This is a genomic window from Arthrobacter sp. Ld5 (genome assembly GCF_051172775.1).
Taxonomy (GTDB): domain Bacteria; phylum Actinomycetota; class Actinomycetes; order Actinomycetales; family Micrococcaceae; genus Arthrobacter_D.
In genome coordinates, this window is sequence record NZ_JBPKBO010000024.1 from 231,849 (window position 1) to 253,712 (window position 21,864).

Genomic DNA, 21,864 nt, shown 5'->3' on the forward strand with positions numbered 1-21,864 from the left:
TTGCCGGATCATCAGAGCGCTTCCTGACGCCGCATCCTTTTCCGCTTTTTCAGTGGGTGCTGCGTCGGCGAGTTGTCGGGTTCGGTGTGCCGTGTTCTCGACGATCAGCTCTGGCCGTTGATGATCTCGTCTGCGTTGTCGAAGGCCCACTGCACAAGGGGCAGCAGGAGTGCGGTCAATTCGTATCCGCGCTCTGTGAGGCTGTAGTCCACCCTGGGTGGAATGAGGGGCTGGGCCGTCCGCGTGACCAAGCCGTCGCGTTCGAGGGACTTGAGAGTCTGAGCCAGCATCTTCTCGCTGATTCCCTCAGTTCGCCGCCGGAGATCGCTCCAACGCTGCTCGCCCTCGGACAGAGCCAGCAGTATCAACACACCCCATTTACTGGTGATGTGGTCCAGAACCCTGCGGCTGGGGCACCCGACCGGGAAAACACCGTCAGCAAGTTTGGGAGGCAGGGGTGCGGCGTGGACCGCAGGAGGGCTGGGACTAACTTCCATGGCAGTACCTTACTTGAAAGTGCGTACTAACTTTGCGGAAGTAACTGGACGAGGAAGCAGTTATGTCCTTCGACAAACTCCCTACGGAAGGACCTCCATGAGCATCGTCATCACCGGAGCAACGGGCCAGCTCGGCCGTCACGTTATCGAGGCACTGCTGGAGCGCGGTGTTCCCGCACAGGACATCGTCGCCGCGGGTCGTTCAGTCGAGAAGATCGCAGATCTGGGAGAGCGCGGCGTCCGGGTCCGGAGGATGGACTACGCGGACGCGGCCTCCGTGGCGGAGGCCCTGAAGGGGGCTCGCAAAGTGCTCCTCATCTCCGGTAGTGAGGTCGGCCAGCGGGTCGAGCAGCATCGCCGCGTGATCGAGGCCGCGAAGGCGGAAGGCATCGAACTGGTCGCCTACACCAGCATCGCCAACGCGGATACGAGCGGGATGGAACTGGCCACCGAGCATCAGGCCACGGAGGCCATACTGCAGGAGTCCGGCGTCCCCTTCGTCGTGCTGCGCAACGGCTGGTATCTCGAGAACTACACCGATCAGCTGCCCGGCACGCTCGCGCAGGGTGCCATCGCCGGCAGCGCCGGCGATGGCCGGGTCAGCGCAGCCTCCCGCTTGGACTACGCCCACGCCGCAGCCGCGGTACTGGTGGCCGAGGGCCAGGCCGGCAGGGTCTATGAACTGGGCGGTGACGAGCCGTTCACCATGGCCGAGCTGGCGACCGAGATCAGCACCGTGGCCGGCAGGACCATCGCCTACCGGGACCTTCCTGCCCGGGAATACACTGACCTGCTCGTCGGTGTCGGGGTGCCGCAGGCGTTCGCGGAAGTCCTCGCAGATTCCGACCTGGGAATAGCCCGCGGCGACCTCCTCGTCAGCTCCGGGGACCTGCGCACACTGATCGGACGCCCCACCACGACCCTTGCTGAGGCTGTTCGTTCGGCTGCCGCCTCCACCTAGGCACCCCTGCAGGACCTCCAGGAGTGTGTCGTTCTGGTTGCCCGGCCGTCCCGCCGGGCAGCTACGACAACGTCCACAATCCGCCCAGAGCCGTAACGCCGACCATCACGGTGCTCGGCTCGGGAATCAGGGATTCTTGTGGTGTCTGGTGCTCCGCGTGCGGTCAGCGGGTTGTGCCTTCTGGAATGTCGGTCGATGTTTTCTTCGCGTATGCGCGTGCTGCGCGCACGCGGTCTCCGCAGCGTGTGGAGCACCATTGGCGGCGGGCGTGGGTGCGGAGCATGAAGCGACCGCACGAAGGGGCCGCGCATTGGGCAAGTGTGCCGGCGTCGTCACCGGTGAGGAGGTCGACGACGTCGGCCGCGATGGCGGAGAGGGCGTGTTCGAGGGCCTGGGTCTGCGCATACTTCTGCTGGCTGTGGAAGCCCGTCGAGGCGTCCCAGGCGAGGAGCCTGACGGAGGGGATCTGGGCCATTGCCCGGTTGATCGCCGCAACGGCCTTGGTGTCGGGCTGGGTGCCGGCGGTCGCGGCCCCGAGTACGTCCCGCACGGATTGGCGGAACTCTCCCAGGAGATTGTTGCAGAACTCGTAGAGCTCGATGTCGGCGGCGACCAGACGGCGCTGCCTCATCCAGCCGGTGGCCCGTTCGGGCGTGCTGAGGAGGTCGGCCTCGGGTGAATCGTCCTGCCGGCCGGAGCTGTTCGCCAGCGCCAACGACGGGTGGCAGTCCTCCCCGGGAGCAGGGGACATCAACTCCACGGGCATGAGCATCACAGACATGCTCTCATGGTACTCGTTTGCATATCCCATGAGAAACACCTTAGGCTTCCTCACGGAACGTCAAAGACGTTGCCGTGAGAAAACTCCGGCGTCGTGCTCATCATCGTGAAGGGAAAGCTCATGCAGATCACCCATGTCCGCAACGCCACCATGCTCATCGAGGCCGGAGGTATGCGTATCCTCGTGGACCCCATGCTCGGGGCGAAAGGCTCAGGCGCGGCGGCGCCGACCGTCGCGGACAACAAGAGCCGCAACCCGCTCGTGGACCTGACGACGCCCCTGGCCCAGCTGCTGGACGTCGACGCTGTGATCGTGACGCATTCCCACCCTGATCACTGGGACGAGGCCGCAGCATCGCTCCTCTCGCGTGAGCTGCCGATCATCGTGCAGAACGGCAGCGACGCGCAGATGCTCGGTGAGATCGGCTTCACGCACGCGATCATCATGGATGGCCCGGTCACCCTCGGCCAGGCGACCGTGACCCGCACCGACGGACAGCACGGCCCTGATGCGTTCATGGCGGAGAACCCCTACATGGGGTCGGTCAGCGGCTTCGTCCTGCAGGTCCCGGGGGAGCCGACCCTCTACGTCGCCGGTGACACCGTATGGCATGCCGGCGTCGTCAGTGCCCTGGACGAGTACCGCCCCGACGTCGTCGTCCTGAACACCGGGGAAGCGACCTGGATCAGCGGGGATGCGATCATCATGGGCGCCGAGGATGTCCTGCGCGTCCACGAAGCCCTGCCCAGCGCACAGCTCATCGCGGTGCACATGGAAGCCCTCAACCACTGCGTCGTCACCCGTGCACAGGTCCGCGACCTCGCGTCCGAGCACGGCATCGCGGACCTCGTCCACGTTCCGGCCGATGGCGAAACGATGACCTTCTGATGGTTCGAACACCACCGGCCACACGGGCCGGTAGTCACCATCGCGCCCACATCGACCGGGACGGTGGGTCGGGGCTGGACCTGCAGCGGTTGCAGCGACGCGTAGTCTCGGCACTGTCCCTCGGGCAGATCGTCGGCGGTGTCGGCACGGGGGCGACCATGAGCCTCGGGGCGCTGCTGGTCGTGGACGTCTCCGGGTCCGCGGCCTGGTCGGGGATGGCGGCGACGGCGGGTACCCTCGGGGCCGCCCTGTTCGCCATCCCCTTGGCCCGCCTCGCCCGCACACGCGGTAGACGGTTCTCCCTCTCCACCGGGGCGATCCTCGCGGCACTGGGCGGGCTGCTCGTGATCGGTGCGGCCGTCCTGGTCAGCTTTCCACTCCTGCTCATCGGGCTGACAATGATGGGTGCGGCTGCGGCATTGAACCTGCAGGCCCGATTCGCGGCGACCGACCTCGCCGCGGAGGCCAACCGGGGCCGGGATCTCTCGCTCGTGGTCTGGTCGACCACCTTCGGTGTGGTCCTGGGACCGAACCTGTTCGCACCAGGGGAGGCCCTCGGCGCCTGGGTAGGACTCCCCGCCCTCACCGGCGGTTTCGCGATCGGGGTCCTCGCCCAGATTACCGGCGTCCTCGTCTACCTGGCGGCCCTGCGCCCGGATCCGCTCCTCACAGCGCACGCCATGGCCCCGGCCCTCAAAGACGAGAACGGGTCCACGAAACCCTCCCGCGGCATGTCGATCCTCCGCACCAACCCCGGAGCACGCCGTGCGACCATCACGATCGCCCTGTCCCATGCGGTGATGGTGGCACTGATGGGCATGACCCCGGTCCACATGAGTGGACATGGATCGAGCCTGACCATCATCGGCGTCACGATCAGTCTCCACCTGGCCGGCATGTACGCGCTGGCGCCGGTCTTCGGATGGTTGACCGACAAATGGGGTGAACAGGTCATCGTCCTCGCCGGACAAGGCCTCCTCGCCACCGCGTTGGTCATCGGGATCCTCACAGCCGACTCCAGGACCGGGGTGACCGTGAGCCTGATCTTCCTCGGCGTCGGCTGGTCCGCGTCAACCGTCGCCGGATCCGCTCTCCTGACCCGCACCGTGGAGGCCCGGGACCGCCCCCAGATCCAGGGTTTGTCCGATGCGCTCATGAATGGTGCCGGCGCCGCCGGAGGCGCCCTCGCCGGACCGATCCTTGCCCTCATCACCTTCCAAGGCCTCTCAGGGGTGCTCCTGATCCTCGTCGCCGCCGTCACCGTCATCCACCACAGGACGCCGCGCGACCGCTGACAGGCCACTGGCCTCCGACGCAACCACGCGCCCGCGTCGACGCCCGATACCCTCAGGACGAACACGCCGCTATCGAGGATAAGGAGTACCTCATGCCACGGCCCAAGTCTCCGGTGACACAATCACCAAAAAACCGACGGACACGCCCGACGAGTCGCCGGGCGGTCCTGAATCAAACCGTCCTGGTAGTCCTGAACGACGTCGCCACACTCAGGCTGGCATCGAGCAAGCCCAGGGCATCGTCCTGGCTCAGCACCACTGCACCAGTACAGAGGCAGTTTCCCGACTGAAGAACATGTCCAACGAAACCCACGTCAAGCTGAAGGACGTCTTAGCCGCCATCATCTACCAAATGACAGCACCGCGCCGCGGCGGATAGCCACCACGCGTCTCCCGCGGGCGTGTCTTCTGACCGACTCGCCGCACTAGGGAACCCCTCAGGGGAGCGCTCCGCGGGCACCGAGGTCCTTGAACGCAACTACCTCTCCGAAGAGTTCCTCTCCGGTGGGAACAAACCCGAGCTTGAGGTAGAAGCCCTCTGGACCATGATCGCCACGCTCCCACAGCACAGAGATCCTCTCTACGCCGCGAACACGCGCTTCCTCCTCTAGCGCACGGACGGCGAACCGTCCCACGCCGCGCCCCTGCGCGGATGCGGCTACATTGAGTCGCCAGATCCCGGCACGGAATGCTTCGATCTCGTGGCCGGGATCGAAGTTGCCCATGATGAAGGCCAGTACGTCCTCGCCGTCCACCACGAGACGTGGCCAGGCCGTGGGGTTCACGTAGGCCTCGGCGATCGACTGCACAACTGGTGCGACGAACACTTCCTGTTCGGGTCGAAGAGTGATGCTGACGGCCTTGCCGAGGTTCTCCGGAGTCAGGGGCGCGAGTTCCATGCACCGACGATAAGCGCACTTGCGGTCACCCGCAGTCCTGATCGATAGCGGGCTGATGGCGCTCAGAGATTTCAATCCGCCCGTAAGCGGATCTTTTACCGTACTCACGCGTCGGCACCCACGGTCAGTCCATGTTGAGCAGATGAGCCACGTCGGTCCCGATCGCTACACTCAAAACGTGAAGGAAATTGCGAACACGATGAATACATTGGCGTTGCTCGGAGCTGGCGCAAGCATGGATGCTGGAGTGCCAGGGTCGACGGCGATGACGCAGCAGATTGTCGCTGCCTTGGATACCCCCCAGAACCAGTATTACGGGGTAACACACGCGGTGAACTACGCAATTGGCGCAATGATTGCCCACCGCACGGCAAACGGCGCGAACGCATACGCCGGCATTGACGTGGAAGACCTGTTTTCGGCAGTCCAGATGCTGGCGGAACGCGAGTCGTTGGAGATCGCTCCCTTCGTCCAATGGTCCCCGGCCCTCGCTGGTGTTCGGCAAGGTAGTGATTCAATGCCGGCCTTTTTTGACAGGGATTTTCGGGAGGGAATCTTGAAAGATCGGGCCTTCAAAGGGCCCGGTGAGATGATAAAGAAAGCCGTAGAAGCACTAACTGGTAGTAACTCCGCTTCCACGGAAGAGCTTTACAACCGCCTGCAGATGGAACTCCTGAACGCGTTGACCAACCTTGTAAGCGTGACGGATAAAGACGTCGACTACCTTAGCCCTCTGCTTCAAATGCGCGATAACCCGGTCGAAATCGCGACCCTTAACTATGATCGATCAGTCGAGCTTATGTGCGAGCGACGCGGTATTCAATTGGATACGGGCATCTCCGGTTGGAGCGGCGGGAGCGACTGGCGCTGGGATGATGATGCCGAGGTGCGTCTACTCAAGATTCACGGTTCCATCGACTGGCGGATACATAGTGAAAAAGGGCTTGGCGGCCTCTACGAGACCAAAGTTGTAGCTGCGAGCGAATCTGGCCCTCCGCAGCACAGATCGCTGCCCGGGGTCGTCTTCGGTGCACGCGGTAAGTTGCGCGCAGATGGACCATTTCTCTCCATGTTGCGAGAATTCGAGAATATGCTTGCGCGAGCGGACCGGTTGCTGGTAGTCGGTTATTCTTTTCGTGATGCGCATATAAACGTGGCTTTGTCCCGTTGGATTAACTCTTTTCCTTTGAGGAATATGACCGTCATAGATCCTGCGTTCAATAATGATCCCCGGGTGTATGAACGCGACAGTTTCTCGTCCCAACTACTGTCCGCTACGCGCATCTACGAGGGGGGCAATCGGGTCTGTAAGTTGAACTTGCGAGTACTGAAGGAAACTGCTGCTCACGGTCTATCTGCATCTGACCTGTGGTCCCGATCGCCCGAGGGTGTCTTCTAGACGATTTATACAGCTGCGCGACGCCGCTGCAAGATATGGGAGAACACGCGCTCGACCAATGCGGTCCACTTCGCCTTTCGATAACCGGAAGATACTGTCCGTAAGCCGGTCGTCCACAGTACTTACTGGAACCTCGAGGGCTGGGCAGAGCCGCTAGGCCGGGGGAGCGCACGTATAGCCGGGACGATGAAGATGGGCGCAAACGTACCTCAAGCGGTACTCCCATCCAGGGCAACCGCCCGCCAAGACTGTCTCATAAAACTACAGGTTAACTAGGCATGGGACCGGAGGAGCCGACACCTAGAGACTTCCTCGAGATTCCGGGGCTGTGACTGTCTCGGAAAGTCGTCTCATCGCATCGTGTCTCAGCACTCGTGTCGCCGGTACTTTATGCGACGTGGCACCTACGTCGGCGACCTGATCCGGTGTTGAGCTGGACCCGATCCTCACCGATATTCTTCAAGCCACCATCTGGCTGCGCGACCCGTGGCTTGGCGCTGTCCGCCCGTTGATCGGTACGCCGCCGGGCGGCCGGAGCTGAGGCGCTCACCGACAGCGGAGAGCAGGAGGCAGGTCCACAATCCTGCAGAGACAGCATCGGCGCAGAAGGCTCATCTGGCCCAGGCCGGTCAGGGCTGCCAGACGGCCCCCAGACACACAGGAGGGGGACGCGCCGATGCGCGTCCCCCTCCCGACCCTCCGGAAATCAGGTCCGTCAGACGGTGGCCTTCTCGGTGCCGGCGGGGGAGACGACCTCCGCGGTGGGCTCCATGTTCTCGGCGTCGACCATCCACGCGTACTGCTCGAGCTTCGCGATGAAGCCGTGCAGCAGGTCGGCGGTGGTGGGGTCCTCCTCGTCGATCTGGTCATGGACGTCGCGCATGGTCTTGACGCTTGCCTGCAGCATCCGGACCACGAGGCCCACGGTGTCCTTGGTCGAGACGAGGCCGGCCGGGAACGGCTCGATCTTCGTGCCCTCGGCCACGGCCACGCTGCGTCCGTCGGGGACGGCGTGCAGTGCGCGCATCCGCTCCGCCATCTCGTCCGCGAAGAGGCGGGCGTCGTCGATGATCTCGTCCAGCTGCAGGTGGAGGTCACGGAAGTTCTTGCCGACCACGTTCCAGTGGGCCTGCTTGCCCTGCAGGTGCAGCTCGATGAGATCGACGAGGACGGCCTGCATGTTGTCTGTGAGGGTAGGTGATGCCTTCATGGATCCTCCAGTGCTAGAGAGATTTTCTCCCACCGGCCGGGGCGCCGGGAGCGCTTCTTCCTGCCGGAGGGACTTCTTTCACCCTAGTCCTGCCCGTTGGTCAATTCCAGCCGATCTGCCTACGCTAAGGGAACTTACGGTTTCGTCGTCCCTGTGCCTCTGACGGTACGCGGACGGCGCCGGAGTCCGACCAAGGAGGAACCGTTTTGGCTTCAGTGCAGGAATCCATCGACGTATCAGTACCGGTCAGCACCGCCTACAACCAGTGGACCCAGTTCGAGAGCTTCCCCCAGTTCATGGGCGGCGTGGACTCGATCACGCAGACCACGGACACCTCCACCCACTGGGTGACGAGCATCGGCGGCGTGCATCGCGAGTTCGATGCCGAGATCACCGAGCAGCACCCCGACGAGCGGGTGGCCTGGAAGAGCACCGACGGCGAATCCCACGCCGGCGTGGTCACCTTCCATCGCCTGGACGAGAACACCACCCGGCTGATGGTCCAGATCGACTGGCACCCGGAGACGTTCATCGAGAAGGTCGGGGCCGTCGTCAACGCCGACGCCTCACAGGTGAAGGGCGACCTCAAGAGGTTCAAGGCGTTCATCGAGAACAGCGGCGGCGAGACGGGTGCCTGGCGCGGCGACGTCGCAGCGCCCTCCTCGGGTGCCACCACCGAGGCGGAGCCGGCCAACAGCGCCCTGCCGGACACCTCGGCGGATGATCCCGAGTCCGGCGGTCCGCGCGTCGGCTGACGTGCCGGGCTGGAAGAGGCGGATCCCTTCGGGGGTCCGCCTCTTCCAGTGTGATGGGCCCGACCGTGGTCGGTCGTGTCAGGCGGTGGTTTCCGGGGCGGGTCGTTTGGTGGGGGCGCTCCAGTGGATACGGGTGCCGTGGCCGGGGGTGCTGTCGATCGTGCAGGTTCCGCCGACGGCGTTGGCCCGGTGGTGCAGGTTGGCGAGCCCGCTGGTGCGGTCCGGGTTGGCGAAACCGCGCCCGTCGTCGGCGATCAGTGCCTCCACCGTCCCGTCCTGCGCGCTGACGCTGATGCTCAGATGAGTGGCGCCGGAGTGCCGGGCCGTGTTGCTGATCCCTTCGGCGAGAACGGCCAGCAGATGATCGCTCACGTCGGCGGGGACGGCCCGGTTCACGGGCCCGATGAACTGCAGGTCCGGGATGATGCTCGTGCCTGCGGTTCCTTCGCGGACCGTGTGGGCGATGAGATCGGTGAGGAACGCGCCGTCGACCCGGTCGGACTGCAGCGAGTAGATGGTGTCGCGCAGCTCCCGGATGGTCTCGTCCAGTTCCATGGTCATGGTCGTGATGCGTTGCTGGGCGTCCGGGACGCCCGTGTAGCGGCGGAGCGCCTGCAGGCTCAGCCCGGTGGCGAAGAGGCGCTGGATGACGCGGTCGTGCAGGTCCCGGGCGATCCGGTCACGATCGGCGGAGAGGGCGTGTTCTTCCTGGCGTCGGTTGGCGCGGGAGAGGTCCAGGGCCAGGCCGGTCTGTGTGCCGAACACGGTTGCTGATTCGAGGTCGGCTGCGGAGAACGGGGTGGCGCCCTCCTGCCGGGCGATGATCAGGATCCCGTTCGATGTTGCCTGGTAACCGAGCGCGACGATCATGACGGGCCCGAGCCCCGCAGCGGTGTCCGCGTCGAAGACGTCCCTCGGATCCCGTGCCCGGAACCCCTGCCCCGTCTGCAGGACGGTCGTCATGGCCGGGCCCGGCATCCTCTGCCCCGTCGGGATGGCCGGCGCTCCGACCGATGTCGTGCATACCAGCGCCCCGTCCGGGCCGGGGGTGGCCACCACGACGAGGGCCGCCCCTGACACGTTCCGGGCCTGGCCGGCGATGAGTTCCAGGCCGCCCGCGTGCTGGGGGAAGGGCGGGGTCGTGAGGTGTTCGTTGACGCTCATGCCCGCCTCCAGCCACTGCTGACGCCGGGTCTTGTCCTCGAACAGGCGCGCGTTCTGGATGGCCAGGCCCGCCGCCGCGGCGAGGGCGGCGGCCAGGTCCTCGTCCTCGTCCGTGAAGTCCCACCCGCCGCGCTTCTTCGCCAGGAACAGGTTTCCGAAGACTCTGTCCCGCACCTGGAGGGGCACGTCCAGGAACGAGGACAGTGTGGCCTGGTCCTCGGACAGCGCCGCGCTGCCCACAGGGAACCCCGGTGAGGCGGGATGCTGGTCGAGATCGAGGTCGAGGTCGAGGTCGAGGTCGAGGTCGAGGGGCTCGGGCGGGGTCGGATCCTGGCTCGGGCGCCCTGCCGCGTCCTGGCCGCCAGGGGATTCTCCGGTGCCCCGGGCCACCTCCTCGTCCAGCCGGACGGTGACGAAATGGTTGAGTTGCCCGTCCTCGCCCATGATCCCCAGGGCGCCGTACCGGGCATCGACGAGGTCGCAGGCGGAGCGCACCACCCGGTCCAGGACCGCTTCGAGGCTGAGGTCTTCCGTGAGGAGGACCACCGCCTCCAGCAGGCCCTCGAGGTGTTCCTGGACGACCAGCAGGTCCTCGGCCCGGTCCATGAAGTCCCGGAACAGCTCCCGCGTCCGACGACGCAACGGCTCACGCCACACTCCGGGCCCCCTCCCATGAAGCGACCCGCCGACCGGTGACCCGAAAGGACACACGACGGTCGGCCGCATGATCGCGGCCCAAAAATACCAAACCTGCTCATCAATAGCGAGGGTTCCCGGGTGCAGGGCACCAGCCCGATTGCTGGGGTGTCATCGTGTCAGCGCACCCTGGATCACCCAGCGCCGCCGACAGCGTCAGCGGGTGTGTCGGGTCAGGCGGGACGGAGGCGGTAGCCGTCCGCCCGGTGGACGAGCCGGCGCCCGCCGCCGTCGTCCAGCAGGATCCACAGGACGTCGTCGGTCCTCATGTCCAGGACGCCGCGGAGCTGGGGTCCCGTGGCGTGGTGGAGGGTGATGTGCTGGCCGCGCCGGAAGCCCGACCAGTCCTGGACCTCGGCATCGGTGGTGGGGGACGGGGTGTTCATGGTGGGCCTTTCGGGAGGGTCCGGGGATCCCACGCTAGCCGCGCGTCCTGAACGGCACGTGAATGCGCGCTGAAGAATCGGGCCACTCCCGCCCCCGTCACAGGGTCCGCCAGCCCCCGCTCGTCAGGTGCGACCCCGCCTGCGGGCCCATGAGGAGCATGCCGCCGTCGACCACGAAGGATGCCCCGTTGACGTAGCTGGAGGCACCGGAGGCCAGGAAGGCCACGACGTCGGCGATCTCCTCGGGCGCGCCGGGGCGGCCGAGCGGGATACCGGGACGGTCCATGGAGTGCGGGTCCTGCTCCTCGGAGTCGTTCATGGGCGTGTTGATCTCGCCGGGCAGCACGGCGTTGGCGGTGATGCCCCGATCCGCCAGTTCGAGGGCGATGGTCCGGATGAGGCCGCCGAGGCCGTGCTTGGAGGCGTCGTATGCGGCGGAGCCCACGCGGGGCTGCTCCTGGTGCACGCTGGTGACGGCGATGATGCGCCCGCCCCGTCCGCCGTCGATCATGTGCCGTGCCGCGCGCTGCAGGCAGACGAAGGCGCCGTCGAGGTTGGCGCCCAAGGTGCCGCGCCACGTGTCCCAGTCCGTCTCCATGAACATGGTGCCGCCGTTGACGCCGGCATTGTTGACGAAGACGTCGAGGCCGCCGAGCTCCTGCGCGAGCCGGTCGACGACGTCGCCGCACGCCGGCGCGTCCGTGGTGTCCAGTTGCGCGACGGCGGCCCGCACGCCCTTCTCCCGCACGAACCGCGCGGTCTCCTCGGCTCCCTCCTCGTCGGAGTGCCACGTGATGCCGACGTCGCAGCCCGCCGCGGCGAGGGCGATGGCGGTCGCGCGGCCGATGCCGGAGTCGGAGCCGGTGACGATTGCCTTGCTCGGTGTGAAGTCCATGTGCCCATCTTTCGCACCCGGGCGCCGGGCGCGCAAGCCGGCCGCCGATCGGGCGCGGAGTACCCCCGGACGGGCGTCCGGGGGTACTCCGGGTGGTCGGGGCTACGCGTCGACGGCGCCCTGGGGTGCGGTCCCGGAGGTCGACGAGCGGACCGCCTCGGCCGATTCCCCGCTGATCACCTCGATCTTGCGGGGCTTCGCGCGCTCGATGACGGGGATGGTCACGCTGAGGACACCGTTCTCGTAACGGGCGGAGATGCCCTCCGTGTCCACGCCCTGGCCGAGGTTGAGCTGGCGCAGGAACGAACCGCTCTCGCGCTCGCGGGTCAGCCACTTGACGCCCTCGGCGCTGCGCAGGGTGCGCTCGGCGCGGATGGTGAGGAGCTGGCCGTCGACGTCGATGTCGACGGATCCCGGGTCGATCCCCGGGAGGTCCGCGGAGAGGACGTAGTGGTCCCTCTCGCGGTAGAGGTCCATCGGCATGAGGCGCAGCCCGGAGCGGCCCTCCATCAGGGCGCCGGTCACACGGTCCAGCTCGCGGAAAGGATCGAATTTCATGGCCACGGGAAACAACTCCTTCGCTGATGCCACCGGCAGGTGGTTGGTGTGTCGAGAGTTGAGCGTCCTCCGCTCAACTACGAAAAATGTTAGCACTCGGTCGCGGTGAGTGCTAAGGGGTGGGCGTTCGCCCAGAACGAAATCCCGGACGCGGAAAAGGCCCGTCCCGACGGAGCGGTACGAGCCTTTTCGTGGTGCTGTCTCCAGCTGATCCTCAGTGCCTGCGCGGGGCCTCGATCCCCGGGCCTTCCGCGTGTGAAGCGGATGCTCTACCAGACTGAGCTACACAGGCAATTGGTTCTCCCATAGCTTAGGCCATCCGCGCCCCCCGCCAAATTCCCCCGCTCACGCGGCCCGCAGAGCCACCGCGCCCCGGCTTCCGCCCGGCATCGCGCTGGTCTTCGCGGGACCACCTCAGTAGCCTGAAGGAAAGCCTGCTGAGCATTATCGACGCGGGCCGGGCACCACTCAGAAGGGACAGCACCATGGACAACCAGGACATCCTGCAGCGCATCCAGACACTCGTCCAGGAGGAGCACGACCTCCGTGAACAGTCCCAGGACGCCGGAGCGGGGCAGCAGGACCACGCGACCCGCCTCAGGAAGGTCGAGGAGGACCTCGACCAGTGCTGGGACCTGCTGCGCCGGCGCCGCGCGAAGGCCGACGCCGGAGAAGACCCGACCGACGCCGAGGCCCAGCCCGTCAGCCAGGTGGAGGGGTACCGCCAGTAATGGCCCTGCCCCTCGTCCTGTTCGACGTCAACGAGACCCTGTCCGATCTGGGACGCATGCCCCAGCACTTCGAGGAGGTGGGCGCTCCGCCGCAACTGGCCGCCCTCTGGTTCGCCTCCGTGCTCCGTGACGGCTTCGCCCTCACGGCCACCGGCCGGAACGCGTCCTTCGGGGAGATCGCCGAGGACGCCCTGCGTACGGTCCTCGCGGGGCAGCGGCTCAACCGGGACCCCGGGGACGCCGTCGACCACCTGATGGCGAGCCTGAAGGAGCTGCCGGTCCACCCGGACGTCGTCGACGGGCTCCGCGACCTGGCCGGCCGGGGGTTCGAACTGGCGGCCTTGACCAACGGTGCCGCCGCGACCGCGGCATCCCTCCTGGAACGGGCGGGCGTGCGCGGCGACGTCGGTCGCGTCCTGTCCGTCGAGGACGCGCCGCGATGGAAGCCCGCACCGGAGTCCTACGCCTACGCCCTCCGGGAGCTCCAGCGCGAGGCGGACGACGTCGTGCTCGTCGCGGTCCACCCGTGGGACATCCACGGCGCGGCCCGTGCCGGTCTCCGCACCGTCTGGCTCAACCGCGCCGGAGCGCCGTACCCGGCCGTCATGACGCGCCCGGACCACGAGGTGTCGACGATCACCGAGTTGCCCGGCCTCCTCGCCGACTGACGCAGACCCCTCCCGCTCCGGGCTGCCGCGACAGCAGCGCCTGCCCTGCCTCGTCGCACATCAAGAAAGCGTAAAGAGGCCGTTTCGGCAGCCGATCGTCGGGTTGACTGGACGACTGGCGCGGACCGTCCGCGCCAGTCCGTTCCCGAAGGCCAGGCGCATCCCCATCACGTCACTCACCGCGCCGCTCCGGGAGTTCCGCAGTTCCGCGGCAGTCCGCCTGCGTCGCGCCGCGCCCGCTGCCGCCCTCTGGCTGGAACGGCTCGGCCCCCGCCATCCCGCCCAGGTGATCGCGCTAGGTTTCGGCACGGCGATCCTCGTCGGCACCGCGCTCCTGATGCTCCCGGGCTCGAAGGTCGGCGACGGAGGCGCCACGTTCCTCGAGGCGCTCTTCACGGCCACCTCCGCCGTCTGCGTCACCGGCCTGATCGTCGTCGACACCCCGGTCTACTGGACCGGCGCCGGCCACGTCATCATCCTGGGCCTGATCCAGGTCGGCGGATTCGGCATCATGTCCTTCGCCTCCCTCCTCGGAGTGCTCCTGGCCCGCCGGATGGGCCTTCGTTCACGGATCTCGACGGCGGCGGAGACCAAGAGCGTCGGTTTCGGCGATGTCCGCACGGTGCTCCTCGGGGTCCTGCGGATCACCCTGGTCGTGGAGTCCGCGACAGCGGCGCTGCTCACCGCGCGCTTCTGGCTGCACTACGACCACGGCCTTGCCGATGCGGTGTGGCTCGGGATCTTCCACGCGGTGTCCGCCTTCAACAACGCCGGTTTCGCGCTGTTCAGCGACAGCCTGATCGGGTTCGTGGGCGACCCCTGGATCTGCCTGCCGATCTGCGCCGCCGTCATCGTCGGAGGACTGGGCTTCCCGGTCCTGTTCGAGCTTCGACGCCACTACCGGTACCCCCGGAAGTGGCACATGACCACCAAACTGGTCCTCAGCGGCACGCTGCTGCTCCTGGTCCTCGGGACGGTCTTCATCACCCTCGTCGAGTGGTCCAACCCCGCGACCCTCGGTGCCCTGCGGCCGCAGGAGCGGATCCTCGCCGGGTTCGTCCAGTCCGTGATGACCCGCACGGCCGGCTTCAACAGCGTCGACTTCGCACATCTGGACCCGGTCACCCTGCTGGCCATGGACGTGCTGATGTTCATCGGGGGCGGTCCCGCCGGCACGGCCGGGGGCCTGAAGATCACCACGTTCGGCGTGCTGTTCTTCATCCTCTACACCGAGATCAGCGGGGGCACCGCCGTCAACGTCTTCGGCAAGCGCCTGCCCCGTTCCACGCACCGGCAGGCCATCTCGATCGTCCTGCTCGCCGTCGGCCTCGTGACCTGCGCGACGATGTTCCTCATGGTCACCACCGACTTCGGCCTCGACCGGATCCTGTTCGAGGTCATCTCCGCCTTCGGGACGGTCGGCCTCTCCACGGGCATCACGGCCGGCATCCCGCCCGCAGGCCAGGTGGTCCTGATCCTCGTGATGTTCGCGGGACGGCTCGGTCCGGTCACGCTCGCGTCCGCCCTGGCGCTGCGCTCCAAACCCCTCTACTACGAGTACCCGAAGGAAAGGCCCCTCATTGGCTAGGCAACGTATGTTCTCCTCCCAACGCGCTGACGCCGTCGCGGACTCCGTCGCCGTCATCGGCCTCGGCCGGTTCGGCGGAGCCCTCGCCCTCGAACTGGAGGAGGCCGGGACGGAGGTGCTCGGGATCGACGACGACGCCGACGTCGTCCAGGCCTACAACGGCCGGCTCACGCACGTGGTGCGGGCCGACACCACGAAGGAGGACGCCCTGCGCCAGTTGTCGCTGCCGGACTTCGACCGCGTGGTGGTGGGGATCGGCAGCGATCTCGAAGCGAGCATCCTGACCACGTCGATCCTGCTGCGCTTCGAGCGGCCGACCATCTGGGCGAAGGCGATCAGCGAGCCGCACGCGCAGATCCTCTCGCAGCTGGGGGTGGAGCGGGTGATCCGGCCCGAACACGACATGGGCAGGCGCGTGGCCCACCTGGTCCGGGGGACGATGCTCGATTACGTGGAGTTCGAGGACAACTTCGCCATGGTCAAGACCCGTCCGCCGCGTGAATACTGGGATCGCGATCTCGGCACGTCGGGGATCCGCGCCAGGCACGGCGTGACCGTCGTGGCTGTGAAGCGTAGGGGAGGCACCTGGGACCACACCACCCCCGCGACCACCCTCTACGACGACGACGAGATCATCGTGGCGGGACCGACCGGCAGGGCCGAACTCTTCAGCTCCCTCGTCTGAGCACAGCGCAAGGCCCGTGAGGCGGCGTCATTGTTGGCGGGCCGTCCGGCCCGCACGCTAGGCTTGTCATCTTGGTGAGCCGGGAAGTCTGGTCGGCGCTCAGACGAGCGACCCCGATTCCAGGAGACCCATGACCTCCCACCACGCACCGTCCAGTCCGCCCGGAGCGCCCCGCGGCGCGACGGTCTTCAGCCGCAACAGCTACCCCGAACACCTGCGCATCTCCGCCATCCTGCGCAAGGAGACCGTCGGCGGAGGTCTGCTCCTCCTCGCGACGGTGCTCGCGCTGATCCTCGCCAACTCGCCCGCGGCGGACACCTACTTCGCCGTCCGCGACTTCCGGTTCGGCTACGAGCCCTGGCACCTCGAACTGAGCGTCGGGACCTGGGCCGCGGACGGCCTCCTCGCCATCTTCTTCTTCCTCGCTGGCCTGGAGCTCAAGCGCGAGTTCGTCGCCGGGGACCTGCGCAAGTTCGACCGCGCGATCGTGCCCGTCGCCGCGGCCATCGGCGGGGTCGTCGTGCCCGCCCTGGTGTACGTCGCCATCACGCTGAGCGCGGGCCCCGAAGCCCTGCGGGGCTGGGCCATCCCGACGGCGACGGACATCGCGTTCGCCGTGGCCGTCCTCGCCGTCGTCGGCTCCTCGCTGCCCAGTTCGCTGCGCATCTTCCTGCTGACGCTGGCCGTGGTGGACGACCTCCTGGCCATCAGCATCATCGCGTTCTTCTACTCGGAGGACATCTCCGTGCCGCCCCTGCTGATCGCGCTCGTCCCGCTGGCGGTCTTCGCCTTCCTCGCCCAGCGCTTCCCCACCTTATTCCAGCGCCGTGCCTGGGCGCCCTGGCTGATCCTGCTGCCGATCGGCTTCGTGGTGTGGGCCCTGGTGCACGAATCAGGGGTGCACGCCACCGTCGCGGGCGTCCTGCTCGGCTTCGCGATCCCCGTCCTCCCGCGCGGCGTGAAGGCCTCCGACCTCGACGACCCGGCAGCATCCGTCGACGCCGAACCGGCGGACGGTCCGGCCAAGACCTACGACGTGCAGCCCGACGGGCTGGCCGACACCCTGGAGCACCGCATCCGCCCGCTGTCCGCGGGCTTCGCCGTGCCGGTCTTCGCCTTCTTCTCCGCAGGGGTGGCCATCGGCGGCTTCGAAGGACTCGTGAGTGCGGTCACCGATCCCATCGCCGTCGGCATCATGGTGGCACTCGTCATCGGCAAGCCCGTCGGGATCCTCCTCGCCACCCTCGCCGTCACGAAGACCACGAAGGCGACCCTGGACCCGGACCTCGCCTGGGTGGACATCGTCGGAGTCGCACTGCTGGCGGGCGTCGGCTTCACGGTGTCACTGCTCATCAGCGAACTCGGCTTCGGCCAGGGCTCCCCGGAGGACGACCACGCCAAGGTCGCCATCCTCGCCGGGTCCCTGATCGCCGCCCTCTCAGCCGCCGCGCTGCTGCGCCGGCGGAACAAGCGGTACCGCGAGATCGAGGAACAGGAGAAGATCGACGCCGACAACGACGGCGTGCCCGACGTCTTCGAGCAGCGCTAGGTGCAGTCCAGCTAGGTCAGGCGTTCGCGCGCCGCCACAGCCAGGACAGCGTGGCGGCGCCGGCGGTGCGGCGGAAACCGCTCCGGCCGGACACGAGCTCGAGCACGGCCCAGACGGCCAGGCACACGGTGCTCGCCCGGCGCAGGCGCTCGCGGTTCCGCTCGTCGAGCGCCAGGAAGGACGCCGCGCCGAGCACCGCCCACCCCAGGATCGGGGCGTTCGGCTTCTGGGCGACCGTCTGGCGGCCGAGGCTGTCGGTGAAGTACCCCATCACGCACCCTTCTTCTTGGAGGAGCCGGAGTCCTTCGCGGACCCGGTCTTCTTCTCGCGGTTCTTCTCGACGCTGCGCCGCAGGGCCTCCATGAGGTCCAGCACGTTGTCGCCGTCGTCGTCGCCCCTGGCGCCGCCGAACGTCTCCTCGGTGTCGAGGGTGTCGCCCTTCTCGATCTTCGCGTCGATCAGGGTGCGCAGCTGCACCTGGTACTCGTCGGTGAAGTTCTCCGGGTCGAAGTCGGTGGAGAAGGAGTCGACGAGGGCGGCCGACATCTCCCGCTCCTTGGCCGAGATCCGCACCTTCTCCTCGAGGGACGGGAAGGACGCCTCCCGCACCTCGTCGTCCCACAGGAGCGTCTGGAGCATCAGGACCTCGCCCCGCACGCGCAGGGCGGCGAGGCGGCTCTTCTGGCGGAGGGAGAACTGCACGATCGCGGTGCGGTCCGTCTCCTCGAGGGTGCGCCGCAGCAGGACGTAGGCCTTGGTCGAGCTGCCGTCGGGCTCCAGGAAGTAGGCGCGATCGAGCATGATCGGGTCGATCTGGTCACTCGGGACGAACTCGACCACCTCGATCTCCCGGCTCCTCTCGACAGGCAGGGCGGCGAGGTCCTCGTCCGTCAGCACCACCGTGTGCTCGCCGTCGTCGAACGCCTTGTCGATGTGCTTGAAGTCCACCACCTCGCCGCACACCTCGCAGCGCCGCTGGTAGCGGATGCGGCCGCCGTCCTTGTCGTGCACCTGGTGCAGGGAGATATCGTGGTCCTCCGTGGCGCTGTAGACCTTGACCGGCACGTTCACCAGTCCGAACGCGACGGCACCCTTCCAGATGGCTCTCATGGGTCCAGTGAACACCAGCCCGGCCGGCCGGGCCAGAGCAGGCCCTCCGCCCACCCCTAGACTTGGGGTGTGACTTCCGAGACCGTAGAGCCCATCGTCAGCAAGACCACCAGCGACGACGGCGGGACCGTGCTGCGCCTGGAGTTCCAGTTCGCGTTCCCGCCGACCGTGCTGTGGAAGCACCTCACCGAGGTCGACAAGCTGAAGTACTGGTTCCCGTGCGAGATGGAGTTCGAGCCGCGCAAGGACGAGGAGATCCTGTTCCGCTTCGCCGACCAGAAGCCCCTCCGCGGGACGGTGCTGGAGGCCGAGAGGCCGTCGGTGCTCGCCTACACCTGGGAACGCGACAGCCTCCGCTGGGAGCTGACGCGGACCGCGGAGAACGGCACGCAGCTCGTGCTGTTCCTGACCCCGGGCAGCCCCCGCCACTCGGCCACCATGGCGGCCGGCTGGCACCTCACCATCGCGGGCCTCGACGACTTCCTGAACAGGCGCAGCCTCGGTCAGGACCCGGCACTGTGGGACACCTACGTGGCCCGCTACCGGCGGCAGTTCGGGGACTGACCCCGCAGGGCCCCGGAGCCTGCTGCGCCGGGCGGGACTGGAATACCGCGGACATCCGGTCAAGACTGGGGGAATGGCCCCTCCGCGCTCCGCAGGGCAGCAGACCGTCACCGTCGACGGGCACACGCTGCGCCTCTCCAACCTGGACAAGGTGCTGTATCCCGCCACCGGCACCACCAAGGCGGACGTCCTCGCCTACTACGCGGCCGTGGCTCCCCACCTCATCCACCACGCCGCGCACCGTCCGGTGACGCGCAAGCGCTGGGTGCACGGGGTCGGCACGCCCGAGGACCCGGGTCAGGTGTTCTTCCAGAAGAACATCGACGACAACGCCCCCGCCTGGGTCCCACGGAACGCGATCAAGCACAAGGACCACACGAACGTCTACCCGATGGTCGACGACCTCGCCACGCTCACCTGGCTGGGGCAGATCGCGGCGCTCGAGATCCACGTGCCCCAGTGGCGGTTCGCCGCCGACGGCACCCCGGCGAACCCCGACCGCCTCGTGCTGGACCTCGACCCGGGTGACGGCGCGGGACTGGCGGAATGTGCTGCCGTGGCCGGTCTCGCCCGGGACATCCTGCAGGGCATGGGCCTCGAGCCGTTCCCCGTCACCAGCGGCTCGAAGGGGATCCACCTCTACTGCGCCCTCGACGGTCGCCAGACCTCCGAGCAGGTCTCCGCCGTCGCCCACGAACTCGCGCGCGCCCTCGAGGCCGACCACCCGGACCTCGCCGTCAGCGACATGAGGAAGGCACTCCGCCCCGGCAAGGTGCTGGTGGACTGGAGCCAGAACAACGCCAACAAGACGACGGTGAGCCCCTACTCGCTGCGCGGGCGCTTCCACCCGACCGTCGCCGCGCCGCGCACCTGGGAGGAGCTCGGGGCGGAGGGCCTGGAGCACCTGGACTACCGCGAGGTCCTGCAGCGCGTCGAGGCACTCGGGGACGTCCTCGCCCCCGCCACGCACCCTGTGTCACCGACGGGGGACGGCACGGGCGCCGCCGCGGACCGGCTCTCGACGTACCGTTCCATGCGCGACGCCTCGAAGACCCCCGAACCGGTCCCCGAGGCGGTGGGGCCGACGGGCGGCACCAGCTTCGTGATCCAGGAGCACCACGCGCGGCGCCTGCACTACGACTTCCGGCTGGAGCACGAGGGCGTGCTCGTCTCCTGGGCCGTCCCCAAGGGTCCTCCGCTGACGCCGAACAGGAACCACCTGGCCGTGCAGACCGAGGACCACCCCCTCGACTACGGCTCCTTCGAAGGAGATATTCCGAAAGGGGAATACGGTGCTGGGCATGTGTCGATCTGGGATGCGGGGACCTACGAGCTGGAGAAGTGGCGGGACGGCAAGGAAGTCATCTGCACGCTCCACGGAAGGCCGGACGGGGGCCTGGCGCGGGGCGGCGCCGCGATCCGCCGCTACGCACTCATCAACACCGGCGGTGCGCCGGGCGGCAAGAGCAACTGGCTGATCCACCTGATGAAGGACCAGCCCGCCGGGGCGCAGGCGGCACCGACCCCCGACCCCGCGCAGGAGCCCCCGCCGGAGCAGGAGGCGGGCACCGGTCCCGCCGCACCCGACCCCGCGCCGTCCGGGGCCGCGGGCGACGGGACCGCGACCGTGCGGCCCATGCTCGCGACCCTCGGCTCCGAGAGCGCGATCCCCGATCCGGCGGACTGGGCGTACGAGATGAAATGGGACGGCGTGCGCTGCCTGGCCGTCGTCCGCGACGGCAGGGTCCGGCTGGTCAGCCGCAACGGCGTGGACACCACCGCCACCTACCCGGAGCTCGGGGACCTCGCCGAGCACCTCAACGCGGACAGCGCGGTGCTCGACGGCGAGATCGTGGCGCTGAACGCCAGGGGCCGCCCCGATTTCGGGCTCCTGCAGACGCGCATGAAGCTGACCCACCGTGCCGAGATCGAGGCCGGGCAGGACGCCACTCCCGTACGCCTCATGCTCTTCGACCTCCTGGAACTCGACGGGAACGACCTGACGGGCCTCGAGTACCGCCAGCGCCGTGAACTGCTCGGGAAAGCGGTCGACGACGCGGAGGACGGTCACGTGCAGGTCCCGGCGGCGCTCGACGCCACGCTCCGGGAGGCGGTCGAGGCGAGCCGGCAGCTGGCCCTCGAGGGCATCATGGCCAAGCGCCTCACCAGCGACTACCAGCCCGGCGCGCGGTCGGCGTCCTGGGTGAAGATCAAGCACCTGCGCACGCAGGAGGTGGTCGTGGTGGGCTGGCGTCCGGGCAGGGGCGGCCGCGCGGCGAAGGTGGGGTCCCTGCTGGTCGCCGTGCCGGACGGCGTGGACCTGCGCTATGTGGGCCGCGTGGGCTCGGGGCTGAGCGAACGCGACCTCGCGGAGGTGGGCGCCCGTTTGAAGAAGCTGGCACGGAAGACCGCGCCCCTCGGCGACGTCCCGGACGCCGACGCCTCCGATGCGCACTGGGTGCGGCCGGCCCTGGTGGGTGAGGTCCAGTACAGCGAGCACACCGGCTCCGGCCGGCTCCGCCATCCGGTCTGGCGCGGCTGGCGCCCCGACAAGTCACCGTCCGACGTCGTCGTCGAACTGTGAA

At 67.7% G+C, this 21,864-nt stretch carries 23 protein-coding genes and 1 tRNA gene; 13 read left to right on the forward strand and 11 right to left on the reverse strand.

The features are described from left to right. Nucleotides 1–104: 104 nt before the first annotated feature. Entirely contained in the window at nt 105–497 is a 393-nt protein-coding gene (locus tag ACSGDB_RS14060; RefSeq protein ID WP_434995485.1) for a winged helix-turn-helix transcriptional regulator, read from the reverse strand. Between the two features lie 97 nt (nt 498–594). Here ACSGDB_RS14060 and ACSGDB_RS14065 point away from each other — a divergent pair, with 97 nt between their 5' ends. Then, nucleotides 595–1,458 carry an SDR family oxidoreductase gene (locus ACSGDB_RS14065; protein WP_434995486.1) on the forward strand — a complete coding sequence of 288 codons (864 nt, stop codon included), beginning with the start codon at nt 595–597 and terminating at the stop codon, nt 1,456–1,458. Between the two features lie 163 nt (nt 1,459–1,621). Here the strand turns inward: ACSGDB_RS14065 and ACSGDB_RS14070 are convergent, their stop codons facing one another. Continuing rightward, complete coding sequence (locus ACSGDB_RS14070) at nt 1,622–2,239, reverse strand: CGNR zinc finger domain-containing protein (RefSeq protein ID WP_434995487.1); 618 nt, start codon at nt 2,237–2,239, stop codon at nt 1,622–1,624. A gap of 120 nt (nt 2,240–2,359) precedes the next feature. Here ACSGDB_RS14070 and ACSGDB_RS14075 point away from each other — a divergent pair, with 120 nt between their 5' ends. From ACSGDB_RS14075 to ACSGDB_RS14085, 3 genes are all read left to right on the forward strand, one after another. Beyond that, complete coding sequence (locus ACSGDB_RS14075; RefSeq protein WP_434995489.1) at nt 2,360–3,127, forward strand: MBL fold metallo-hydrolase; 768 nt, start codon at nt 2,360–2,362, stop codon at nt 3,125–3,127. Next, a complete protein-coding gene (locus ACSGDB_RS14080) occupies nt 3,127–4,422 on the forward strand; it encodes an MFS transporter (protein WP_434995490.1) in 1,296 nt (431 codons plus the stop codon). The genes ACSGDB_RS14075 and ACSGDB_RS14080 overlap by 1 nt, the downstream gene beginning before the upstream one ends. Before the next feature lie 121 nt (nt 4,423–4,543). After that, complete coding sequence (locus ACSGDB_RS14085; protein WP_434995989.1) at nt 4,544–4,801, forward strand: ANTAR domain-containing protein; 258 nt, start codon at nt 4,544–4,546, stop codon at nt 4,799–4,801. A gap of 58 nt (nt 4,802–4,859) precedes the next feature. Here the strand turns inward: ACSGDB_RS14085 and ACSGDB_RS14090 are convergent, their stop codons facing one another. Next, nucleotides 4,860–5,321: a GNAT family N-acetyltransferase gene (locus ACSGDB_RS14090; protein WP_434995492.1), complete on the reverse strand. Its 462-nt coding sequence runs from the start codon at nt 5,319–5,321 to the stop codon at nt 4,860–4,862. 178 nt (nt 5,322–5,499) lie between these two features. On the opposite strand from ACSGDB_RS14090, the gene ACSGDB_RS14095 reads away from it, so the two are divergent. After that, complete coding sequence (locus ACSGDB_RS14095; protein WP_434995493.1) at nt 5,500–6,720, forward strand: SIR2 family protein; 1,221 nt, start codon at nt 5,500–5,502, stop codon at nt 6,718–6,720. A gap of 715 nt (nt 6,721–7,435) precedes the next feature. On the opposite strand, the gene ACSGDB_RS14100 is transcribed toward ACSGDB_RS14095, so the two are convergent. Then, nucleotides 7,436–7,930 carry a Dps family protein gene (locus ACSGDB_RS14100; protein WP_434995494.1) on the reverse strand — a complete coding sequence of 165 codons (495 nt, stop codon included), beginning with the start codon at nt 7,928–7,930 and terminating at the stop codon, nt 7,436–7,438. Between the two features lie 215 nt (nt 7,931–8,145). Between ACSGDB_RS14100 and ACSGDB_RS14105 the strand changes: the two genes are divergently transcribed. Next, nucleotides 8,146–8,685: an SRPBCC family protein gene (locus ACSGDB_RS14105; protein ID WP_434995990.1), complete on the forward strand. Its 540-nt coding sequence runs from the start codon at nt 8,146–8,148 to the stop codon at nt 8,683–8,685. Between the two features lie 78 nt (nt 8,686–8,763). Here ACSGDB_RS14105 and ACSGDB_RS14110 read toward each other — a convergent pair whose 3' ends face one another. The 5 genes from ACSGDB_RS14110 to ACSGDB_RS14130 form a co-directional block, all read right to left on the reverse strand. Next, nucleotides 8,764–10,506 (reverse strand): GAF domain-containing protein, encoded by a 1,743-nt coding sequence (locus tag ACSGDB_RS14110; protein ID WP_434995495.1) that lies wholly within the window; start codon nt 10,504–10,506, stop codon nt 8,764–8,766. 212 nt (nt 10,507–10,718) lie between these two features. Continuing rightward, nucleotides 10,719–10,931, reverse strand: a complete 213-nt coding sequence (locus ACSGDB_RS14115; RefSeq protein WP_434995498.1) for a hypothetical protein — start codon at nt 10,929–10,931, stop codon at nt 10,719–10,721. Between the two features lie 97 nt (nt 10,932–11,028). Further along, a complete protein-coding gene (locus ACSGDB_RS14120) occupies nt 11,029–11,826 on the reverse strand; it encodes an SDR family oxidoreductase (RefSeq protein WP_434995499.1) in 798 nt (265 codons plus the stop codon). Nucleotides 11,827–11,928: 102 nt separating this feature from the next. Further along, nucleotides 11,929–12,390, reverse strand: a complete 462-nt coding sequence (locus ACSGDB_RS14125; RefSeq protein WP_434995500.1) for an Hsp20/alpha crystallin family protein — start codon at nt 12,388–12,390, stop codon at nt 11,929–11,931. 212 nt (nt 12,391–12,602) lie between these two features. Beyond that, nucleotides 12,603–12,676 (reverse strand) — tRNA-Val (locus tag ACSGDB_RS14130). A 193-nt stretch (nt 12,677–12,869) separates the two neighbouring features. Between ACSGDB_RS14130 and ACSGDB_RS14135 the strand changes: the two genes are divergently transcribed. The 5 genes from ACSGDB_RS14135 to nhaA all read left to right on the forward strand — a co-directional run bounded on the left by ACSGDB_RS14135 (nt 12,870) and on the right by nhaA (nt 17,605). Next, complete coding sequence (locus ACSGDB_RS14135) at nt 12,870–13,115, forward strand: DUF2630 family protein (RefSeq protein WP_434995501.1); 246 nt, start codon at nt 12,870–12,872, stop codon at nt 13,113–13,115. Beyond that, entirely contained in the window at nt 13,115–13,783 is a 669-nt protein-coding gene (locus ACSGDB_RS14140; protein WP_434995502.1) for a haloacid dehalogenase type II, read from the forward strand. Before ACSGDB_RS14135 ends, ACSGDB_RS14140 begins: the two co-directional genes overlap by 1 nt. 220 nt (nt 13,784–14,003) lie before the next feature. Continuing rightward, on the forward strand, nt 14,004–15,371 hold the full coding sequence (locus ACSGDB_RS14145) for a TrkH family potassium uptake protein (protein WP_434995992.1): 1,368 nt from the start codon (nt 14,004–14,006) through the stop codon (nt 15,369–15,371). Nucleotides 15,372–15,378: 7 nt separating this feature from the next. After that, nucleotides 15,379–16,056 (forward strand): potassium channel family protein, encoded by a 678-nt coding sequence (locus ACSGDB_RS14150; protein ID WP_434995504.1) that lies wholly within the window; start codon nt 15,379–15,381, stop codon nt 16,054–16,056. A 130-nt stretch (nt 16,057–16,186) separates the two neighbouring features. Beyond that, complete coding sequence (nhaA, locus tag ACSGDB_RS14155; RefSeq protein WP_434995505.1) at nt 16,187–17,605, forward strand: Na+/H+ antiporter NhaA; 1,419 nt, start codon at nt 16,187–16,189, stop codon at nt 17,603–17,605. 16 nt (nt 17,606–17,621) lie between these two features. Here the strand turns inward: nhaA and ACSGDB_RS14160 are convergent, their stop codons facing one another. Together ACSGDB_RS14160 and ACSGDB_RS14165 are read right to left on the reverse strand one after the other, a co-directional pair. Continuing rightward, nucleotides 17,622–17,879, reverse strand: coding sequence for a hypothetical protein (locus ACSGDB_RS14160; RefSeq protein WP_434995506.1), 258 nt, complete (start codon nt 17,877–17,879; stop codon nt 17,622–17,624). Further along, a complete protein-coding gene (locus ACSGDB_RS14165; protein WP_434995507.1) occupies nt 17,876–18,715 on the reverse strand; it encodes a Ku protein in 840 nt (279 codons plus the stop codon). The genes ACSGDB_RS14160 and ACSGDB_RS14165 overlap by 4 nt, the downstream gene beginning before the upstream one ends. A gap of 69 nt (nt 18,716–18,784) precedes the next feature. Between ACSGDB_RS14165 and ACSGDB_RS14170 the strand changes: the two genes are divergently transcribed. After that, complete coding sequence (locus tag ACSGDB_RS14170) at nt 18,785–19,279, forward strand: SRPBCC domain-containing protein (RefSeq protein WP_434995508.1); 495 nt, start codon at nt 18,785–18,787, stop codon at nt 19,277–19,279. Between the two features lie 73 nt (nt 19,280–19,352). Then, nucleotides 19,353–21,863, forward strand: a complete 2,511-nt coding sequence (locus ACSGDB_RS14175) for an ATP-dependent DNA ligase (RefSeq protein ID WP_434995509.1) — start codon at nt 19,353–19,355, stop codon at nt 21,861–21,863. Nucleotide 21,864: the final 1 nt, after the last annotated feature.